20 protein-coding genes are annotated in these 20,373 nt (G+C 46.5%); all 20 read right to left on the bottom strand.

What is annotated here, in order from left to right; genetic code table 11:
- Positions 1-35 precede the first annotated feature (35 nt).
- The 20 genes from nusA to BLV33_RS02640 all read right to left on the bottom strand — a co-directional run bounded on the left by nusA (position 36) and on the right by BLV33_RS02640 (position 20,372).
- Positions 36-1,133 carry a transcription termination factor NusA gene (gene nusA / locus BLV33_RS02735; protein WP_090788068.1) on the bottom strand — a complete coding sequence of 366 codons (1,098 nt, stop codon included), beginning with the start codon at positions 1,131-1,133 and terminating at the stop codon, positions 36-38.
- Between the two features lie 34 nt (positions 1,134-1,167).
- A complete protein-coding gene (gene rimP, locus BLV33_RS02730; protein WP_090798609.1) occupies positions 1,168-1,629 on the bottom strand; it encodes a ribosome maturation factor RimP in 462 nt (153 codons plus the stop codon).
- Between the two features lie 328 nt (positions 1,630-1,957).
- Positions 1,958-6,262 carry a PolC-type DNA polymerase III gene (locus BLV33_RS02725; protein WP_090788066.1) on the bottom strand — a complete coding sequence of 1,435 codons (4,305 nt, stop codon included), beginning with the start codon at positions 6,260-6,262 and terminating at the stop codon, positions 1,958-1,960.
- 80 nt (positions 6,263-6,342) lie between these two features.
- Positions 6,343-7,791: a proline--tRNA ligase gene (proS, locus tag BLV33_RS02720; protein WP_090788064.1), complete on the bottom strand. Its 1,449-nt coding sequence runs from the start codon at positions 7,789-7,791 to the stop codon at positions 6,343-6,345.
- A 14-nt stretch (positions 7,792-7,805) separates the two neighbouring features.
- Entirely contained in the window at positions 7,806-9,068 is a 1,263-nt protein-coding gene (gene rseP, locus BLV33_RS02715) for an RIP metalloprotease RseP (RefSeq protein ID WP_090788062.1), read from the bottom strand.
- Positions 9,069-9,206: 138 nt separating this feature from the next.
- On the bottom strand, positions 9,207-10,355 hold the full coding sequence (locus BLV33_RS02710; RefSeq protein ID WP_090788060.1) for a 1-deoxy-D-xylulose-5-phosphate reductoisomerase: 1,149 nt from the start codon (positions 10,353-10,355) through the stop codon (positions 9,207-9,209).
- A 16-nt stretch (positions 10,356-10,371) separates the two neighbouring features.
- Positions 10,372-11,166, bottom strand: coding sequence for a phosphatidate cytidylyltransferase (locus BLV33_RS02705; protein ID WP_090788058.1), 795 nt, complete (start codon positions 11,164-11,166; stop codon positions 10,372-10,374).
- A 20-nt stretch (positions 11,167-11,186) separates the two neighbouring features.
- Positions 11,187-11,960, bottom strand: coding sequence for an isoprenyl transferase (locus tag BLV33_RS02700; protein WP_090788056.1), 774 nt, complete (start codon positions 11,958-11,960; stop codon positions 11,187-11,189).
- Positions 11,961-12,024: 64 nt separating this feature from the next.
- Entirely contained in the window at positions 12,025-12,579 is a 555-nt protein-coding gene (gene frr / locus BLV33_RS02695; RefSeq protein ID WP_090788054.1) for a ribosome recycling factor, read from the bottom strand.
- Positions 12,580-12,582: 3 nt separating this feature from the next.
- On the bottom strand, positions 12,583-13,308 hold the full coding sequence (pyrH, locus tag BLV33_RS02690; protein ID WP_090788052.1) for a UMP kinase: 726 nt from the start codon (positions 13,306-13,308) through the stop codon (positions 12,583-12,585).
- A gap of 84 nt (positions 13,309-13,392) precedes the next feature.
- The gene (gene tsf, locus BLV33_RS02685) at positions 13,393-14,043 is read right to left on the bottom strand and encodes a translation elongation factor Ts (RefSeq protein ID WP_090788050.1); all 651 of its coding nucleotides are present in this window, start codon (positions 14,041-14,043) and stop codon (positions 13,393-13,395) included.
- A 116-nt stretch (positions 14,044-14,159) separates the two neighbouring features.
- Positions 14,160-14,858: a 30S ribosomal protein S2 gene (gene rpsB, locus BLV33_RS02680; RefSeq protein WP_090788048.1), complete on the bottom strand. Its 699-nt coding sequence runs from the start codon at positions 14,856-14,858 to the stop codon at positions 14,160-14,162.
- A 160-nt stretch (positions 14,859-15,018) separates the two neighbouring features.
- Entirely contained in the window at positions 15,019-15,552 is a 534-nt protein-coding gene (locus tag BLV33_RS02675) for a hypothetical protein (protein WP_090788046.1), read from the bottom strand.
- A complete protein-coding gene (locus BLV33_RS02670; RefSeq protein ID WP_090788044.1) occupies positions 15,545-16,156 on the bottom strand; it encodes a DUF6115 domain-containing protein in 612 nt (203 codons plus the stop codon). Before BLV33_RS02670 ends, BLV33_RS02675 begins: the two co-directional genes overlap by 8 nt.
- Before the next feature lie 56 nt (positions 16,157-16,212).
- Positions 16,213-16,533, bottom strand: a complete 321-nt coding sequence (locus BLV33_RS02665) for a hypothetical protein (RefSeq protein ID WP_090788042.1) — start codon at positions 16,531-16,533, stop codon at positions 16,213-16,215.
- Positions 16,534-16,575: 42 nt separating this feature from the next.
- Entirely contained in the window at positions 16,576-17,985 is a 1,410-nt protein-coding gene (locus tag BLV33_RS02660) for a DUF342 domain-containing protein (RefSeq protein ID WP_090788040.1), read from the bottom strand.
- Between the two features lie 29 nt (positions 17,986-18,014).
- Positions 18,015-18,803, bottom strand: a complete 789-nt coding sequence (locus BLV33_RS02655) for a FliA/WhiG family RNA polymerase sigma factor (RefSeq protein ID WP_090798607.1) — start codon at positions 18,801-18,803, stop codon at positions 18,015-18,017.
- A 17-nt stretch (positions 18,804-18,820) separates the two neighbouring features.
- Positions 18,821-19,258, bottom strand: a complete 438-nt coding sequence (locus BLV33_RS02650; protein ID WP_090788038.1) for a hypothetical protein — start codon at positions 19,256-19,258, stop codon at positions 18,821-18,823.
- Positions 19,259-19,260: 2 nt separating this feature from the next.
- Entirely contained in the window at positions 19,261-19,755 is a 495-nt protein-coding gene (locus BLV33_RS02645) for a chemotaxis protein CheD (protein WP_090788036.1), read from the bottom strand.
- Complete coding sequence (locus tag BLV33_RS02640; RefSeq protein ID WP_090788035.1) at positions 19,752-20,372, bottom strand: chemotaxis protein CheC; 621 nt, start codon at positions 20,370-20,372, stop codon at positions 19,752-19,754. Before BLV33_RS02640 ends, BLV33_RS02645 begins: the two co-directional genes overlap by 4 nt.
- Position 20,373: the final 1 nt, after the last annotated feature.

The raw sequence follows: 20,373 nt of genomic DNA, 5'->3' as shown, positions 1-20,373 counted from the left end.
TTCCTTGCTCTTCTCACATAAAAAACATTCAATGATTAGTCAATCGTAATGGAATCTTGATGCATTTCTTCGGCATAAGTTTTGGTTCTGCCGTATTCTTGTTCGGCTTGCGTTTCACTCTTAATGTCTATTTTCCAACCGGTCAGCTTTGCAGCCAATCGGGCGTTTTGTCCCTTGATGCCGATCGCCAGAGAAAGCTGATAATCCGGCACGATGACGCGGGCCATCTTCTCGTTCTCGAACACCTGCACTTCGATCACTTTAGAAGGGCTGAGCGCATTGGCCACATAATCCTCGACATGCTCCATCCAGCGCACGATATCGATCTTTTCGCCGCGAAGCTCACTTACAATCGTTTGCACCCGCATTCCTTTGGGACCCACACAGGATCCTACCGGATCGACCTCGGCATTTCTGGAATGTACCGCAATCTTCGAACGAAATCCGGCTTCGCGCGCAACAGAACGAATTTCCACAACACCGTCAAAAATCTCCGGTACTTCCAGCTCGAACAGCCGTTTGAGCAAACCAGGATGTGTCCGGGATAAAATAATCTGCGGCCCCTTCGTCGTATTCTCGACTTTGGTAATGTATGCCTTGATGCGGTCACCTTGTTTGAATTTATCGGTTGGCATCAATTCGCCTAGAGGCAGAACAGCCTCGACTTTACCTAAATCCACATAAATATTGCGTTGGTCCTGACGCTGGAGTATGCCAGTTACAATATCCTCTTCTTTATCGATAAAGGCGTTATAAATCAAGCCTCTTTCCGCCTCGCGAATACGCTGGGTAACCACCTGCTTTGCCGTTTGGGCGGCAATACGTCCAAAATCGCGAGGCGTTACTTCAATTTCGACGATATCATCCAACTGATAATTGGAGTTGATTTCACGCGCAGCCTCGACCGATATTTCCATTCTTACATCAAGAACTTCCTCTGTCACCGTCTTGCGAGCATAAACTTTGATTAGTCCAGTTTGGCGGTTAATGTCCACACGCACGTTTTGGGCTGTATTGAAATTCCTTTTGTAACTGGAAATCATGGCAGCTTCAATAGCGTCGATTAACAGTTCCTTCGAGATGCCCTTCTCTCTTTCAATTTCCGACAGAGCTTCGATAAAATCCATATTCATTTGCTTGGAGTTCCCCCTTTCAATCGTGACAAATTTAAAATACGATCGCCAATCTGGCACTGGCTACTTTGGCTAACGGAATGCTGCTTTCTTTCTTGCCGGCTTGAACCGTAAGCGATTCTCCATCAAAGGAAACCAGCAGTCCTTCAAATTCCTTAGCGCCGTCAATCGGCTCGTATGTCGTAATAAATACATGGTGATTCAAAGCATTGAAATAATCCTGAGGCTTCTTCAACGGACGTTCGGCTCCTGGTGATGAAACCTCAAGAAAATAGGCATCAGGGATCGGGTCTTTCTCATCAAGCTGGACGCTCAGGAATTCGCTGACTCGGCTGCAATCATCTATATCAATGCCGCCCTCTTTGTCCACATAGACGCGAAGGAACCAGTTACTGCCTTCTTTGACATATTCCACATCCACGAGCTCAAAAGCATTTTGCTCCATGAACGAACCCAGCATATTTTCAATTGTGGATTTAATTTGTTCTTGTGTGATCACCCTTGACTGGCCCTCCTCAAAGTTTTCGTAGAAAGCTTACTTCGTAAGCATTAGCTGAGTTTTCGTAGAAAACTTACTTCGTAAGCATCAACTGAGTTTTCGAAGAAAACTTACTTCGTAAGCATTAGCTGAGGTTTCATAGAAAACTTGCTCAGCAAGCATAAGCTGAGGTATATACCAAAAAGTCCCATATCAAAATGTAAAGAGTGGGTTTCCCCACTCTCAAGTACATAAGCTGATATCCTCATTATTGCCAATAAAAATTATACCATAACCATATTAAGGTTTACAATAGCTAAAACCGCCGCCATAGCCTAGAAATGAGTTAGAACAGAGAAAGCTGATTGGACTCCGGAAGCCCGCGGAAACAGCCCATGGAGGTCAAAATTTCCACAATCGTTTTGGAAGCTTTGGAGCGGGTTTGGAAGTCCTCGATCGACAAGAAATCCCCGCTTTCCTTGGCGGCCGCAATCTGCTTCGCCGCGTTCTCGCCAATTCCCGACATGGCCGAAAACGGCGGGATCAAGGAGGTGTCTTCGATGATGAAGCGCGTGGAATGGGAACGATACAAATCAATCGGCTTAAAGCTGAACCCCCGCGAAGTCATCTCCAATGCCATTTCCAAAATGGAAATCATGGCTTTTTCCTTAGGCAGCGCTTGAAAGCCCTTTTCCTCAATCTCGACCAGCTTCTTGAAGATGGCCTCATAGCCTTGGCAAAGGATGTTCAAATCAAAATCCTGCGCCCGAACGGTAAAGTAGGTCGCATAGAATGCGATTGGATGGTAGACCTTGAAGTAAGCGGTACGCACGGCCGAAATAACATAAGCTGCAGCATGAGCTTTAGGGAACATGTACTCAATGCGTTCGCAAGATTCAATGTACCAAGCCGGAACATTGCACCGCTTCATCTCTTCTTTCCATTCATCCGTCAAGCCTTTGCCTTTACGCACGCTCTCCGTAATTTTAAAAGCCAGCCCCGCATCCATGCCCGCCTTGTAGATCAAATACAGCATGATATCATCACGGCAGCCGATAACTGTCTTAATGCTGCAAATCGATTTGCGGATCAGCTCCTGCGCGTTGCCGAGCCAAACGCCTGTCCCGTGGGACAAGCCGGAAATCTGCAGCAAGTCGGCAAATGAACTCGGCTGCGTTTCCTGCAGCATCTGCCGCACGAATTTGGTCCCCATTTCCGGGATGCCATAGGTCGCTACAGGCGAGCGGATATGCTCCGGTTTAACACCGATGGCTTCGGTTGAATTAAAGATGCTCATCACTTTTTTATCGTTCATCGGGATGGCAGTTGGGTCTATCCCTGTGAGATCCTGAAGCATACGCATCATCGTCGGATCGTCATGACCGAGAATATCGAGCTTAAGCAAATTGGCATCGAAGGCGTGATAATCAAAATGTGTCGTTTTCCATTCCGAGCTCGTATCATCCGCAGGGAATTGTACGGGTGTAATGTCGTCGATATCCATATAGTCGGGTACGACAACGATACCTCCTGGATGCTGACCCGTACTGCGCTTCACACCCGTACAGCCACTGGCTAATCGGCTAAGCTCTGCTCCACGCCAATGCTTGCCTTGCTCTTCTTCATATTTTTTCACGAAGCCATAGGCGGTTTTATCGGCTACGGTACCAATCGTCCCAGCACGAAATACATTTTTTTCACTAAAAAGCACCTTTGTGTAGTTGTGTGCAATCGGCTGATATTCACCTGAAAAGTTGAGGTCAATATCGGGAACCTTGTCCCCTTTAAAGCCCAGAAAGGTTTCAAACGGAATATCATGTCCATCGCCTCTGAGCAGACCTCCGCAGCTCGGGCATGCCTTATCCGGCAAATCGAATCCGCTTGGGACACTGCCATCCAAAAACCATTCGCTGTGCTTGCAGGAAGAACAAATATAATGCGGCGGAAGCGGATTAACCTCGGATATACCCAGCATCATGGCAACCACGGAAGAGCCTACGGAACCCCTCGAGCCTACCAGATAACCGTCAGCATTTGACTTTTTAACTAACCTCTCGGAAATCAGATAGTTAGCGGAAAAACCGAATTTGATAATTGGAGTGAGTTCTTTTTCAAGTCTCGCTGTAATCACATCAGGTAGTTCTTCTCCGTAGATGACTTTGGCGGTCCGATAGCAGGTTTCACGGATCTCGTCGTCGGCACCCTCAATTATGGGAGTGAAAAGCTTATCCGGAAAAAGCTGGATTTCCTCAAACTGGTCAGCCAGCTCATTGGTAGCTTGAACCACCACCTCGCGCGCTTTGGCATCGCCCAGAAATTTGAACTCCTCGAGCATCTCTTTCGTCGTTCGAAAATGAGCATCCGGCTTCTTCATATCTTTAAGGGGACTAAATCCTGTAATCCCGTGAATGGTAATATCCCTGGATACTTTATCCCTAGGGTGCAAGTAGTGGGCATTGCCTGTTGCGATTACCGGTTTGCCTTGTTTAAATCCAATCTCGCAAATGCTTTTAACGACATTTTCCAAATCCGCACGACTTCCAACAAAGCCTTTGTCTACCAAATGCATATTGTAACTGACCGGCTGGATTTCCAGCACGTCATAGAATTCGGCCACCTGCTCTGCTTCCTCCATAGACTTGTTAAGGACGGCTTCATAAAACTCGCCGCGCTCACAGCCCGAGGCAACCAGAAGTCCTTCGCGAAGCTCGATCAGCTTGCTTTTGGGAATGCAGGCAACTCTATGAAAATACTCGGTGTGTGAAAGTGAAATCAGTTTAAACAGATTCGTCTTGCCTGTGGCATTAAGGGCATAAATACAGCAATGAAACGGCCTTTGATTGGTCAAATCCTTACCTACTTGATCATTCAGCCTGTCTAGCGACACGATATGTCTATCAGAAGCCTCACTGATTAAATGATAGAGAATAAAACCAAGCGCAATAGAGTCGTCAATCGCCCGGTGATGATTTTCCAAACTAACCTTGAATTTGTCCGAAAGTGTATTCAGTCGATGATTTTTCATCGATGGGAAAAGAAAGCGTGCCAGCTCCAGTGTATCGAGCACCGGATTACTCAGCTCCGGAAGTCCCATTCTTTTTAAATTGGCTTGTATGAAGCCCATATCAAATCTGGCATTGTGCGCTACCAGCACACAGTCCCCCACAAACTCGACAAACTCAGGAAGCTTGTCTGCGAGCTCGGGAGCCCCACGAACCATATCATCCGTGATGTTGGTCAGCTGTTGAATGTTGTAAGGGATTTTAACATGAGGATCAATGAACGTCGAAAACCGGTCGATTTCTTTGCCGTCCTGCATTTTGACCCCGCCGATTTCAATGATCAAGTTGTTCGTAACCGAGAGTCCAGTCGTCTCAATATCAAAAATAACATATGCTGCCTGCTTTAAATCCAGAGGTGCCGGATTCAGAACTATGGGCACGGAGTCGTTAACTACATTGGCTTCTACCCCGTAAATGACTTTGATGCCGTGTTTCTTGGCGGCTTTGCCCGCATCCGGAAAAGACTGCACACCGCTGTGGTCGGTTATGGCAATGGCCTTATGTCCCCATTTGGCAGCCATCTTGATATATTGATCGACCGGCGTAATGCCGTCCATCGTGCTCATGGTCGTATGTAGGTGAAACTCCACTCGTTTCTCTTCGACGTCATCGCTCCGACCCTTGGGCGGCATGATTTCATTGATATCATTTGGGATCATCACGAGCTCAGGGATTTGCATAAAACGATCAAATTCTACCTTGCCTCTTGCTTTGATCCATTTTCCGTCGGCCAGCAGACTGAGAATCTTCACATCTTCCTTGGTTTTGGCAAAAGCCTTCATGGCAAGCGAATCAGAGAAATCCGTCAGATTAAAAGTAAACAAGGTACTCCCGTTTCGCAGCTCCTTCACATCCAAGCCAAACACCGTTCCCTGCACAGTGACCTTCTTCTCTTCTTCTTTAATATCCTGCATGGAAACAGCTTGATCCTTGATCTCATAGCCCATCATGAGCCGAGCGTTGGGATCCGGCAAGGAAGATGTCGCGTCCTCCTGAGTAATGGACAGCATCATTTCCTGGGTTACCGTCTTAACTTCCTGAACGATCATGTTCTGAAAGTTCTCGTATTCTTCCTCGTTCGATTCACTCACTTTATAAGATACCCGAAGCTGAATTTGAAAATAAGTTTGATAATAAGTCCGTACAAATTGATCGATATTTTTCTTCTTGGCTTGTTCCATCCCGATTTGATCGAGGAAAACAATCGTCAAGTCATTGCCTTTAGCTTCGACTTTCGCCTTGCTCATCCAGCCATTGATCGTCGGGGCTTCTTTTTGCAGCCATTCCAAAAATAAACTCCAGTACTCCTCAACGAGTGTCGAAGTCTCCGCCGCTGCAAAGCTGAAAGTAAATTGTACCTCTGCGATATGGGCAAATTTCTCCTTCACCCTGCTGCAAAACAAGCGGTAAATATCCTGTGGAACCAGGTCGCTTTTAACCAGATGGAAGGTCCACTCGCGATTGGTGCGGCTGCATACGACCTGATCCAGATAGCCCTCCGCAAAATAAGGCTGTACGATGTCGGAAGGAATCTGCGCTTGCTGCATCAACAGCTCAAATCGATTCCTTTTCTCGGCTAAACTGCCCATCCATATCCTCCCCTGCAAATACGAAGGGCAAAGGAGTCTAGCATTCCATTGCCCTGATTGGATTTATTTAACTTGCTATTTTAATAGCTTCGGCCAAATACGACCGTATGCGCAGCAGCTTCGCCGCACACCAGGCAGGTATCTTTGCGTTCCGACGGTGAAAAAGGAATATTTCGGCTGGTTGCCCCGGTTTCTTCCTTGACCTGAGCCTCGCAAGCGTCTGATCCGCACCAGCCGGCCAATGCAAAGCCTCTATTGGATTCGAGGAATTCTTTAAATTCATCGATGGTATCCACAGCGATCGTATGCTCATCGCGGAATTGCTTCGCTTTATCATACATCTGCTGATGAATCTCGGCAAGCAGATTTTGTACCTCTTGCACGAAATCCGATTGGGCGATGATTTTCTTTTCGCCGCTGACTCTGGAGACAAGCACGATCTGTCCGTTCTCCATATCACGCGGCCCAAGCTCGATGCGAACCGGAACACCGCGCATCTCATACTCATTGAATTTCCAACCGGGGCTTTGATCCGCACGGTCGTCCACTTTAACACGAACACCTGCTTTTTTCAGCTGGGCATACAGTTCATTGACGCGTCCTACGACTTGATCTCTCGATTTTGGAGGACCGATAGGAATCATGATAGCCTGGGTAGGCGCTATTTTAGGTGGAAGAACCAGGCCGCGGTCATCTCCGTGAACCATGATTAATGCTCCGATAAGACGTGTGCTGGCACCCCATGAGGTGGTATGCGCAAACTGATGCTGATTTTCACGATCGAGAAATTTAATATCGAAGGCTACGGCAAAATTGGTTCCCATATAATGAGAGGTACCCGCTTGTACAGCCTTTCCGTCTTTCATCATAGCTTCAATCGAAAAAGTATCCTTGGCTCCGGCAAATTTCTCCGACGGCGTCTTTTGGCCGACGATCACCGGCATCGCCAGAAAATCCTCGACAAATTCACGATAGATTTCCAGCATCTGCATCGTTTCACGGCGAGCATCCTGCTCATCCTCATGAGCGGTATGCCCTTCCTGCCAAAGGAATTCACTGGTCCGAAGGAACGGCTGTGTCCGCTTCTCCCAACGAACCACGTTGGCCCATTGATTGATCAGCAGCGGCAGGTCCCGGTAAGAATTAATCCATTCCGCATACATATGGCCCACCATAGTCTCCGAGGTAGGGCGAATGGCAAGACGCTCTTCGAGCTTTTCTCCGCCAGCTTCAGTTACCCAGGGCAGCTCAGGATTAAAGCCTTCAATATGATCCTTTTCCTTTTGAAAGAAGCTCTCGGGGATAAAAAGCGGAAAATAAGCATTCCGGTGGCCGGTCTCTTTAAACATGCGATCCAGCTCATGCTGGATGTTTTCCCAGATTTCGTAGCTGTCCGGTTTGAATACGATACAGCCTCTTACCGGTGAATAGCTCATTAAATCCGCTTTTTTAATCACATCCAAATACCAGCGGGAAAAATCCTCTCCCTGCGGTGTAATTTCTTTGACAAACTGCTTCTCGTTTGACATCGTCTTCCTCCAAATTATCCGTTAATCAATCTCAATATATCATTGTAGGTCACAGCGACCATGAGCAGCATGAGTAAGGCGAATCCCACGAAATGGACCATGCTTTCCCTATTGGGGTCTACCGGTTTACCTCTAAGCGCCTCAATACCCATAAACAGCAAGCGGCTTCCATCAAGTGCAGGGATCGGCAACAAATTAAATATACCCAAATACAAGCTGAGCGTGGCTGCCCAGAAGATCAAGTAACTCATACCCATTCTTGCAAACTCTGCAGTAACCTGCGCTGTGCGAACGGGTCCGCCCAGATCGTCCATCTTGAATTGCCCAAAAATCAACATCTTGAAGCTGGTTAAAATCCCAATGGTTGAGCCTACCACTTGCTTGTAAGTGCCGGTGATGACCTCGGACGCATTCGCTGACCTCTTGTCACCGCTAATCTTGATGCCGACCTTACCGGTCCCTGCATCATCGGCTAACGGCACAACATCAATCGGAATTGTGCTTCCGCCGCGTTCAACGAGCCAGGACATTTTTTTGTTCGGATTTTGCTGGATCAAGGTTGTCAGCTTTTCCCGGTTTTCGCCAATGGGTTCATTATTAACGGAAATGACAATATCGCCTGCTTTAAGACCGGCTTTATCCCCCGCTTTTCCCGGATCAACTGTATCCAGCTTAACGTTGGTGAATACACCTGTAATCATAATTAGTATAAAAAACAAAACAATCGCAAGCAAAAAGTTCATGACCGGTCCCATAACGATAGAAAGTGCCCTTTTACCAACACTTTTACTGCCGAATTGACGATTGTACGGAGCAATCTGGGTTTCCGAGCCTTTGGTGACCATCATAGCTCTCGGATGCACTGGAAATGTCAGCTTTTCGCCGTCCACTTCTAAAGTAAGAGTCAGCTGCCACTCCAGATCGATGAACTCGACAACCCCTTGAATAACCTGAGCACGTGTGTTTAATTGATCCAGATACAGATGAGTAATTTCACCGGCCGTATTCAGCTTTATGGCAACGGTTTGACCCGGATTGACCTGTACAATTTCCGGGTCTTCCCCCGCCATTCGAACAAATCCGCCAATCGGCAGAAGCCGCAGGGTGTAACGAGTCTCGCCTTTTTTATATGAAAAGAGCTTGGGCCCAAAGCCAATGGCAAATTCTCTAACGAGAATTCCAGCCCGTTTGGCGAAATAAAAATGACCCCATTCATGTATAGTAACCAGAACGAAAAACAACAAAATAACCTTCAACACAACCTCAATTGTGGACAATTCGTTCCTTCCTCCTTAACATTCAAGTAATTTGTGCAGGTAGTCTGCTCTAAGATTACCATTTTTGAACGTTTGAATACAAGCTGCCCCTATCTTAGCACAAGTATACTTGAGGTAAGGCCCGATTAGACTATTAGCTTATAATAAAGCTTCGGCTGCGCAAGCTCTTGCCCATTGATCAACCTCATGAATAACTTCCAGAGTCGGTTCGTCAATAACCGTATGGTGCTGCAGCGTTTCTTCAATCACATTTTCAATTTGCAAAAAGGACAGCTCCCCTTTTAAAAACCGGGCAACGGCCATTTCATTGGCGGCATTAAAAACCGTAGGGGCAGATCCCCCTTGCCTTCCGCATTCATAAGCCATTCTTAAACACGGGAATCTGGCATAATCCATGTCCCGAAAATGCAGTTTGCCAATTTCTGCGAGATTTAACGGTTTCGTTGGAGTCGCGAAACGATTTGGGTATGTAAGTGCATATTGGATCGGGATGCGCATATCCGGATTGCCCAACTGGGCGATGATGCTGTGATCGACAAAATGCACATAAGAGTGGATCACACTCTCCGGATGAAGAAGCACGTTAATCTGGTCGTAGGAAAGCTCGAACAACCAATGGGCCTCCATGACTTCAAGCCCCTTGTTCACCATCGTTGCCGAATCAATGGTAATCTTGGCCCCCATCGACCAATTGGGATGCCGTAATGCTTGTTCGACTGTTACTCCCTCAAGCTCTTTACGTGAGCGATCTCGAAACGATCCTCCGGATGCGGTCAACGTAATGCTGGCAACGTCGGTTCGATTCTCACCGTTCAGACATTGAAAAATGGCTGAATGCTCACTGTCAATGGGCAGCAGCGATACGCCTTTTCGCTTGACAGCATTCATGACGATATGTCCTGCACTGACCAGTGTTTCTTTATTGGCCAGACCTATATGTTTGCCTGCATCTATGGCCGCCAAGGTTGGCCTTAATCCTTGACTGCCTACCAATGCAGTAACGACAAGATCAGCATCGGTTCCTGCTGCTGTTTGGATGAGCCCGTCATCTCCGTAATATACTTTGGTGCCAGACGGGATATGTAATGCCAATTCATCGGCAAGCGCTTTGTTTGCGATGGAAACAAATTTGGGACGAAACTGGTTTACCTGCTGAATAAGCAGAGCCAGATTATAGCCGCCCGAGAGAGCTTCAACCTGATACCGCTCCGGTTCATGGGCGATGACATCTAAGGTTTGTGTCCCGATGGAACCCGTGGAGCCCAATATTGCTATACGTTTAGTCATAGTCACCTCGAATGGTTTAATGAGGAATAAGACCGAGCCAGAAAAGAAATGGAAATACGATCAGCCAGCTGTCCACTCGGTCAAGGACTCCGCCATGTCCAGGCAGAAGCTTTCCTGAATCTTTAATGCCCTTCACTCTTTTATAGGCGGATTGGATCAAATCTCCCAATTGTCCTACAATGGCGATAACAAACCCTAACAGGATAGCTCGTGCATAGGTAAGAAGCTCAGGAACAAATCCTGCAAAGATCAGAGCCGCTATAACAGAGAAGATAATGCCGCCAATTGCGCCTTCGATTGATTTTTTCGGACTGATCTGGGGCCATAAAGGATGCTTTCCCAGCTTCGAGCCCACAAAATAAGCACCTGAATCGGAAGCCCAAATACATATGAAAATAAAGATCGACCAAAATAACCCATGATCGGTAATTCGGATAGACATCATATAATGGAAACCCATGCCAATATAAACAGCACCCAGCCATAGCACGGATATTTGATCAATCGTAATGGCATTCTTGGATGATACCGTAATGAAAAGCAGAACAAACATAGCTATCCAAATGACAGCTGTCAGATCCAAATTCAAGAAAAATGAATTGGTCTCCCAGGGTATTGCGATGAGCAGCATAGCTGCTAACCCGATTGCTGATGTCCATCTATGCTTTTTCATATCATTCATACGAGCAAACTCATCGTACCCAATGATCGAAAGCAGTAGGATCAATCCGGAGTACCAGTAACCTCCCAACATCAGAAAAATAAAAAAGAAGAGTCCGGCCATAACCCCCGTTAAGATGCGCTGCTTCAAGTTAATTCCTCCTGGTAACTTTAAATGCCGCCGTATCTTCTGGCTCTTCGCTGATATTCCGCAATAGCTTGGTAAAAAATGTCCTCAGTGAATTCTGGCCAATAGGCATCTGTAAACCATAGCTCGGAGTAGGCCAACTGCCATAATAAAAAATTACTGAGCCTCAGTTCCCCGCTTGTGCGAATGAGCAGATCCGGATCGGGAAGATCTTCCGTAAGCATATACGATGAAAAAGTTTCTTCATCCAAATCTTCCATGTGAAAGGTTCCGGCTTGTACATCTTGAACCATATCTTGAATGCCAGCTAAAATTTCCTTGCGCCCCCCGTAATTCAAGGCAAAGTTAAGGATAAGGCCGGTATTATGTTTGGTACGTTCAATGGCATCCTCGATCGCGCTGAGGGTATGATCCGGCAAGCTTTCCTTCCATCCGGTCATGCGAATTCTGACATTTTTTTCGACTAATTCTGCAATTTCCATCGGAAAAAATTCCTGCGGAAGCTTCATCAGGAATTCAACTTCCTCTTTTGGCCTTTTCCAGTTTTCCGTAGAAAAAGCGTACATCGTTAGTACTTTTACACCGATATCATTAGCCGCAATCGTAATTTTCTTCACATTCTTCATGCCTGAATGATGCCCTGCAACTCGCGGCAGCCCGCGCTGCTTCGCCCAGCGGCCATTGCCATCCATGATGATCGCCACATGGGTTGGAACATTCGCCAGATCAATGGACGGGGATATAGGAGCATCTTTTTTTTCTAAGTTCCCGAGCCATTTCTTAAACGGATTGAGCATCTTGGTTCCCCCACCTAAGGAAAGATGAAAAATCCCCAGTACATACCGGGGACTGGCCTGAAGCTTACACTTCCATAATTTCTTTTTCTTTGGAGGCCAATACTTTGTCTACTTCAGCAATATATTTATCGGTAAATTTCTGGATATCTTCTTGATGCCGTCGGGATTCGTCTTCCGAAATGCCCGATTTCTCCAGCTTTTTGATTTCATCGTTAGCATCTCGGCGAATGTTTCGAATCGCAATCTTCGCTTCTTCTCCGTACTTTTTCGTCATTTTGACCAAATCCGTCCGGCGCTCTTCTGTCAATGCGGGGATCACGATACGAATGACGGTGCCGTCGTTGGAAGGCGAGAGCCCCAAATCCGATTTCATAATGGCCTTTTCGATAGTGCTCATGGAGCTTTTATCCCAAGGCTGAATAAGCAGCGTACGTGAATCCGGTGTGCTCAAGTTCGCAAGCTGGTTGACTGGAGTCATGGCACCATAGTACTCAACCTGGATTCTGTCAAGCAGAGCAGGTGTAGCTCGGCCTGCACGCAGAGAAGCCAAATCTCGCTTTAATGCACCGATTGCTTTATCCATCCGGTCTTCCGCACTTTGTTTGACCGATTGTGGCATATCCTATACACTCCCTTTAACTGTGGTCCCGATCTTCTCGCCAAGGACAACTCGTTTAATATTCCCTTTCTCTGTGATCGAGAACACCACCAACGGGATGTTGTTATCCATACACAGTGAGGAAGCCGTCGAGTCCATGACGCCTAAATTGTTGCTCAGCACTTCCATATAAGTCAATGTTTCATATTTGACAGCTGAGCTGTCTTTAAAAGGATCAGCGGAATATACGCCATCCACTTTGTTCTTGGCCATCAGGATAACATCCGCTTCAATCTCCGCCGCTCTAAGCGCCGCTGTCGTATCGGTGGAGAAATAAGGATTCCCTGTGCCTGCTGCGAAAATCACGACTCTTCCTTTTTCAAGGTGCCGCATCGCTCTTCGGCGTATGTAGGGCTCTGCCACCTGCTGCATCGTAATCGAGGATTGGACCCGCGTCGGCACTCCGATGGTCTCCAATGCATCCTGGAGCGCCAGCGCATTCATCACAGTAGCGAGCATGCCCATGTAGTCTGCAGTCGCACGATCGATGCCCTTGGCGCTGCCGGCAATTCCTCTCCATATGTTGCCGCCGCCAACAACTACGGCAACTTCAACATTCAAATCAACGACTTCTTTCACTTGATAGGCTACCGAAGTCATCACTTCAGCATCAATCCCGTAGCCTAGCTGTCCAGCCAAAGCTTCCCCGCTTAATTTCAAAATCACTCTTTTATAAAAAGGACGCTCCAACTTGTAAAACCCCCGTTCCCAAAGCGAATAAAGTTTAAAAAAGAAGGAACACACTGTGTTCCATTCTTTTTGGAAGGATGAATATTAGAGTTTCACCTGGGACATAACTTCTTCAGCAAAGTTCTCTTGTTTTTTCTCAAGTCCTTCACCTAGGCCAAATCGTACGAAACGGCGAATTGAAATATTTTCTCCGATTTGGGAGATTTTTTCATTCAGCAATTGGGAGATCGTTTTATCCGGATCCTTGATGAATGACTGTTCCATCAAACAGAACTCTTCATAATATTTGCTGATGCGGCCTTCTACCATTTTATCGACGATTTTTTCCGGTTTGCCTTCATTCAAAGCCTGGTTGCGAAGTATTTCTTTCTCTTTATCCAAAGCCTCATGCGGAACGTCTTCACGTTTCACATAAATTGGGCTTGCTGCCGCTATGTGCATTGCAAGATCTCTGACGAAGGATCTGAATTGTTCTGTTTTACCAACGAAGTCGGTTTCACAATTCACTTCAACGAGCACGCCAACCTTACCGCCGGCATGGATATAAGATTCAACAGCACCTTCAGTCGCAATACGTCCTGCTTTATTCGAAGCTGCAGCAAGTCCTTTCTCGCGAAGAAGCTCTCCTGCTTTGGTTAAATCACCGTTTGCTTCTTCCAGTGCTTTTTTGCAATCCAGCATACCCGCGCCTGTTTTTTCACGCAATTCTTTGACCATTTGAGCTGTTACTGCCATAAAAGGAACCTCCCCGAAAATTGATTATTGTATGAAACCATCCTATGTGGAGAAAAAGGGCGGTGATAGGCTGTTACACCTTCCAACCACCCTCATTCTGTTTCATGCTTATAGGTTTAAGCTGTTGTTTGTTCGCCCTGGTGAGCTTCGATCACCGCATCGGCAATTTTGGCTGTCAACAGTTTCACAGCGCGGATTGCGTCATCGTTACCCGGAATCACATAATCGATTTCATCCGGATCACAGTTGGTATCGACAATACCTACGATAGGAATTCCCAGTTTGCGAGCTTCCGCTACAGCAATACGCTCTTTACGAGGATCGATGATAAACAAAGCGCTAGGCAGGCCTCTCATGTTCTTGATGCCGCCAAGGAATTTCTCCAAACGATCTTTTTCTTTGTTAAGAATGATAACTTCTTTCTTGGGAAGAACCTCGAAGGTTCCATCTTCTGACCATCTTTCCAGCTCTTTCAAACGATCGATACGCTTTTGGATCGTCTGGAAGTTCGTGAGCGTACCACCCAACCAACGCTGGTTGATGTAGAACATACCGCAGCGAGCTGCTTCTTCAGCTACAGAATCCTGCGCTTGTTTCTTGGTTCCTACGAAAAGAATCGTGCCGTTCTCTGCAGATACGGATTTAACGAAGTTATAAGCTTCATCAACTTTTTTCACTGTCTTTTGCAGGTCAATAATGTAAATCCCGTTTCTTTCGGTGAAGATGTATTTGTCCATTTTAGGATTCCAGCGACGTGTCTGGTGACCGAAGTGTACCCCAGCTTCTAAAAGCTGCTTCATGGAAATAACTGCCATCTCCATACCTCCTCTGTTTTGGTTTTTGTGTTGACCGCCGCTCGATCGCACTTTCATATAAAACTTGCCAGGCAAGCACCGTTATATGAATTGATCGGCGTGAGATTTTAACACCGAGAATAAATATACCATAACTGACATAGGGATGCAACACGGCGCTTCATTGCTCTGATGTCAGATTTTTGATCACCTGCTGCATATTTGGCGTCCCCTCAAACACATGAAAACCTACCTGCATCTTGTTTACGGCGTTCTGTTTGACCAGCTCTTCCTCCAGTGCCCGGCGATCTGTCACAATTTCCGCTCTATATAGAAGCTCTGCCACAGAAGATGCAGGCAAATTGGGCTGAATATAAATATAAGTGCGCTTGCTTGGCGTCGGACTGGCTGCTGCGGATTTATCCTTTTCTTCCTTGAGCTTCTTTTGCAATTCCGCATCATATTCCGCTTGGGTATAGAGCTTTACGTTTTTATCAAAAACTTGAAAGCTTTTGGCCGCTTCGGCTTTCAATTTCTGCAAATCTGCGTCTGCAGATTGGGCTGTCTGGGTAGTTTGAGGTTTTACTCTGGCCATGGACTCGGAAGCTGAGAATTTGCTTGAAGCTTCTTTCGAAACGAGCATCAATTGAAGCAGAATAGCGCCAACAATGAGGCCGACTCCCAGTCCGTTCAAATAGATTTTATTTTTAAACACGGGACCGTTCCTCCTGCTTGGAAAGCTGAATGATCAAATTGACTTCGCCTTTGTTCATACCCAACTTTTTGGCGATGATTTCGACGCCCTTCCCTTGATCGTGCAGGCTGAATAGCTCCGCATATCTTGATTTCATATTAAGACTGAGCGGCGGTGCCTCTTCTATGGATGGTTCGGGTTCCTTCGCCATGTCAGCAGCCTTGCCCCTTCGGCGTGGCACCGAGACGGTACTGGCAGCAACAGACGCATCGTTCATGCCTGCTGCAGCTGGTACTGCGTTACTGGATGCAGCGGTCATCGCCCCAACTTGACTGGATATGTGAATTTTGCTCAATTCCTGGGAAAGCTCGCTTTTCTGCTTTTCCAATAGCTCCATTCTACCCGAAAGCTTGGCCAGCTCTACTTCATAATCCTGTTTCGTTCTCGTGAATAAATCCAGGATCGCTTTATTTTGCTCGTCCATTTCAACCGCAAAATGTTCAATTGTCTCTTCAATTTCCTGAACGACCGTGTTCCTCGGGGCGGCTGTTTCACTCTTGGGCAAAAGCCGTGCATAAACAATCAGCACCAGACCGAGCAGAACTACGTACATCCACGGATACATAATAACGACTCCCTTTTCCAGCAAAGTAAACCCCAATTGGGCCTGTTCCAAGCTTATTAAAGTGAAATATCAAGATGATGCCCTTTGTAGGGATGCTCGGACTTTCCGCCCCGGCCGCTTTTTTCAGCCTTGGCTTGATTCTTTTGGCTGTCCTTGCCCTGCTTTTGATGCTTTTCTTTCATGGCATCCCTGATTCCTGTGGATGAACTTTCATCCACCATCTGGGCGCGCGTACGCTGTTTTTCAGTTGACAATGCGGATTGAGTCTCCAGGATCGCCTGATCTTGCTGGGGCTTTTGCGATAACTGATTTTGCTTGATTCCGGCTTCATCGTTTTTGTGCAAAGCAAACTGCAGATCAATCGATCTCATACTCATCTCAAACATCTCCCTCTAAAAGATGCAAGTCCGACAGGCAGGCTATTTGAAAGCCACCATTGAAATATCGCCATCGTTTAATTGAAACATGAGCCGACTTACAGGGTCTTTGATGAATTTGGTATAGCGGCCGATGACAACCTTGGCTCCGCCATAAATCGTCGAAATCACTTGCACCTTCGCATGCTCCGAATCCTCTAATGATTTTTCAATTTCGAGGATCCTTTCACGGATGGCAGTCAGCTCCTCGAACGCCTGCTTCTTCGTATGATTCAATTTTATGCGCATGGCTACCTTATCGGGACTGAGTTGGCCTGCAGCGGCTAACTGATCCAAAAGTGAAAGGGCTTTGTCCGACTTGTCCGAATTTTCCGAAAGGACTTTGAGCTGCCCGCGCAAATGAATCAATTCATTGCGCAGCTCCGGCAGCACACCAACCTCAACTACGGTTACAGTCGCCATCGAATTACCGATGGTTCGGGCAACGACCTTTTCACCTGCTTGAATGGTACCGCCAACGATAAGTCCTTTGGAGCCGTTACAATTAACAGTACGTCCCGCTCGAATAGTGGAATGCATGATACTTTGGCTCACGATGACATCTTCGGAAGCTTCAACAACCGCATCCTGGATGAAGGAGCTTTTCACATTTTTACCAGCTTTCACCTTGGCTTTGCTCTGCCCCACGATCCCGGCAGAAATCTCAATGGAGCCGTCCGCTTCCAGTTCTGCAGCTTCGACGCCTCCGAGCACCCGGATATCTCCGGCAGCCCGAATTTTGAAACCAGGCAAGACATTGCCGCGGACTACGACGGTACCGATAAAATCGATATGGCCAACACTATAATCCACATCGCCATTGATTTCATAAATCGGGAAAACGTTGATTTTATCGCGATCCGTTTTCACGATCATCCCGTCAATCGCAGAGTAGATGGCCATTCGGTCGGCATCCATAATAACATTTTTACCGATTTTAAAGCGTGCTTCTTTACCGGCCTTCGCAAATATAACTTCTCCGGTCACAGCTCTTCCCGGGTTGCCTTCCGTTGCGAGAATTCTTTGGCCGATGAGCTGGCCCTTCTTCACATTATGTAGGGAAAGAACCTGCTTGAAATCCACCTTGCCATCCTCAAGCTCAAGCGGTCTTTTGTCTTCATTATCCAGATCGTAGATGTATTTGATCGAACCGTTTAGTCCATCAATGGCTTTAGTTCCCCTAGCGATAGTCACCTTTTGAAAAAAATATGGCTTTGGGTCGGAAGCGATTTGCACCAATTGCGTTCGGTCGACACCATGAATAATGGAGTGCGACTTCAGCAGCTCTTCCAGTTCTCCAATTTTGACGCTAAAGCTATCATTCGTATTGCTTATCAATAAATAAGCTGATAACTTATCGTCCGAAGTGGAAATAGTCACGTAGTAATCCAAAGGCATGCTCCGTTCATTCATGGAGATACCACCTTTCCGGCCCCTTATATTTAGCTATCTTGAAACAACTGTACTTTAAATCGGCTAAGAGATCCTTTTAATCTCAAAATAGCTTTGGAGTGCAGCTGAGATATTCGAGAGGGAGATAGATTCATAACCTCGGCAATCTCGCTTAATGAAAGGTCCTCATAATAAAATAAGGAGATGACCGTTCTCTCTTTCTCGGTCAATCTTTCAATCGCGCGAGCCAGGGATTCCTGGAGAAAAAATTCATTGACTTTGTATTCCGGGTTTTTCGCTTTATCGTCGATGAGCAGAGAAAGTCGAGTCTCTGATTCTTCTTCACGTATAGGATCATCTACAGAGCAGATGGTGGTGATGGCAATATCCTGAAGCATTTGCTGAAATTCCTGCTCGGAGACTTGAAGATAAGTGCTGATTTCCGAATCCGTTACCGATCTGAGGTAGTCCTGCTCCAGCTTTTGATAGGCCTCTTCAATCTTCTTGGCCTTTTCGCGCACTGACCTTGGAACCCAATCTCCTTGCCGGAGACCATCAATAATAGCTCCACGAATGCGCCAGGACGCGTAGGTCTCAAATTGAAGACCTCTGGCATAATCGAACTTTTCGACAGCATCGATGAGTCCCATAACCCCGTAACTGGACAGGTCATCCTTCGATACACTCTTGGGGAGTCCAATGGCAAGACGGCCGGATACGTAATCGACCAGAGGCAAAAACAGTTCAATAAGCGCTTGCTTGGCAGGAAACTGTCCATGTTCCTTCCATTCCATCCAAAGCTCGTGGTTGGCTAGTGGAGAGTGCTTTTGTTCGATCATGACTTCATTCACCATCCTTAATCTTCTGACAAACGCCTGAGCGCTCCTGCCAGTTGTTCAGGGTCCAGGTTGTTCTTGGTGATCAGCTTTGGCGGAGTGAGCGGTGAGAAAGGCAAATCATCATCCAAAATCTGCCCGGGATTGTCCAAATTGTTCCTGAGCATTTGCCTGGTGGCTTCATCATCGTCGGGAGTAGCCAGATCCAGTTGAGAACCCAGATGGCCTTCATCCGATTCGGATTCGGACGGCTCCGAACCGAGTGGAGTAAAAAAGTCCGCGCCACCAAAAACAGCAAGTAAAAAACGAAATGCATAGGTCAAAATAAATAAGATCACAAAGCTGTACAGGCTTCTTAAACAGGTTGTCAAAAAAAAATTATTTGCCACGGAGAGCAAGAATGTGAGTATGCCCGCAACCAGTGAAACGATCCAATTGATTCGAATTGTACCTATCATGATTATAGTTCCTTAACTCCTTGCTGAACGCTGCGAACGAGCAGTTTGCCGGTCTCGCAATCGAATTCGATCGTACGCCCGTAGTTAGCGCCGGTATCCTCAGCTTTAATTGGAATCGAGTATTTTTTTAATATTTCTTTACAAGATTCTACATTTCTTGGACCAATTCTCATCGTATCATGATTCCCTGCAAAAGCAAACATTTGAGCGCCTCCTGCAAGCTTGGCTTCCATTCTCAGAACCGATGCTCCGTGCAGTTCCATTCGCTTGATCAACTCGGGAATTGCCGTATCTGCATACTTCGATTTATTGAATGAACCTTCCCTTGCAATATCCGAAGAGGGCAGCATAACATGGGTCATTCCGGCAACTTTAGCTCTTGCATCATAAAGTGTAACTCCTACACACGAGCCGAGCCCGGTAGTTTTTAATACACCTTTCAGGTAAGCAACATTCAGATCGGCCATTCCAACCTTGATCAAATGTTCCTGGATCATGGAGATTCGACTCCCAATGCCTCAAAAATTTTTGCGAAGGAATCGGGATCAGGGATTAAGAAAAAGTGCCCCTGAACCTCATTTTCCCCCTCCAAAAATTTGGTATCAATCAATAAAGCCCGATCACCCATTTGGCCAAATTGGAGAAGTCCATAACTCAGAATGGCACCTGCCATATCAATGGAAAGAGAAGGAACCGTCGGTGACATGTGCAAATGGGTAAAATCCGCCAATGAAGATAAATAGGAGCCAGCTAAAATATTGCCAATTTCATTCAAGGCCGATAATTCCATTTCAGTGTACGGCTCTTCCACCTTCTCATCAAAGCCTACCAAATGGCGAAGCATGTTCTTTGCCGATTCGAGGTTCAGAATAAAGAACATATTGCCGGGTGCGTCACCGTCCACTCGAAGAAAAATCGCAAGGACCACGGTTTCTGCTCCGCCTACAATTTCACATATTTCTTCAAACGGAAGCATAAGCACATTGGGTACGAGCATATCAGTGGGCTTATCAAGCAGCTTTGACAAGGCTGTGGCTGCATGGCCGGCACCGATGTTGCCTACTTCCTTAAGGACATCCATTTGAAAATCGGCCAAATCCTTGAACACATCCACT

It is taken from the genome of Paenibacillus sp. GP183 (assembly GCF_900104695.1).
Lineage (GTDB): Bacteria > Bacillota > Bacilli > Paenibacillales > NBRC-103111 > Paenibacillus_AI.
The sequence above is the reverse complement of the archived record's forward strand: the minus strand, read 5'-3'. Positions and strand labels throughout refer to the sequence as shown.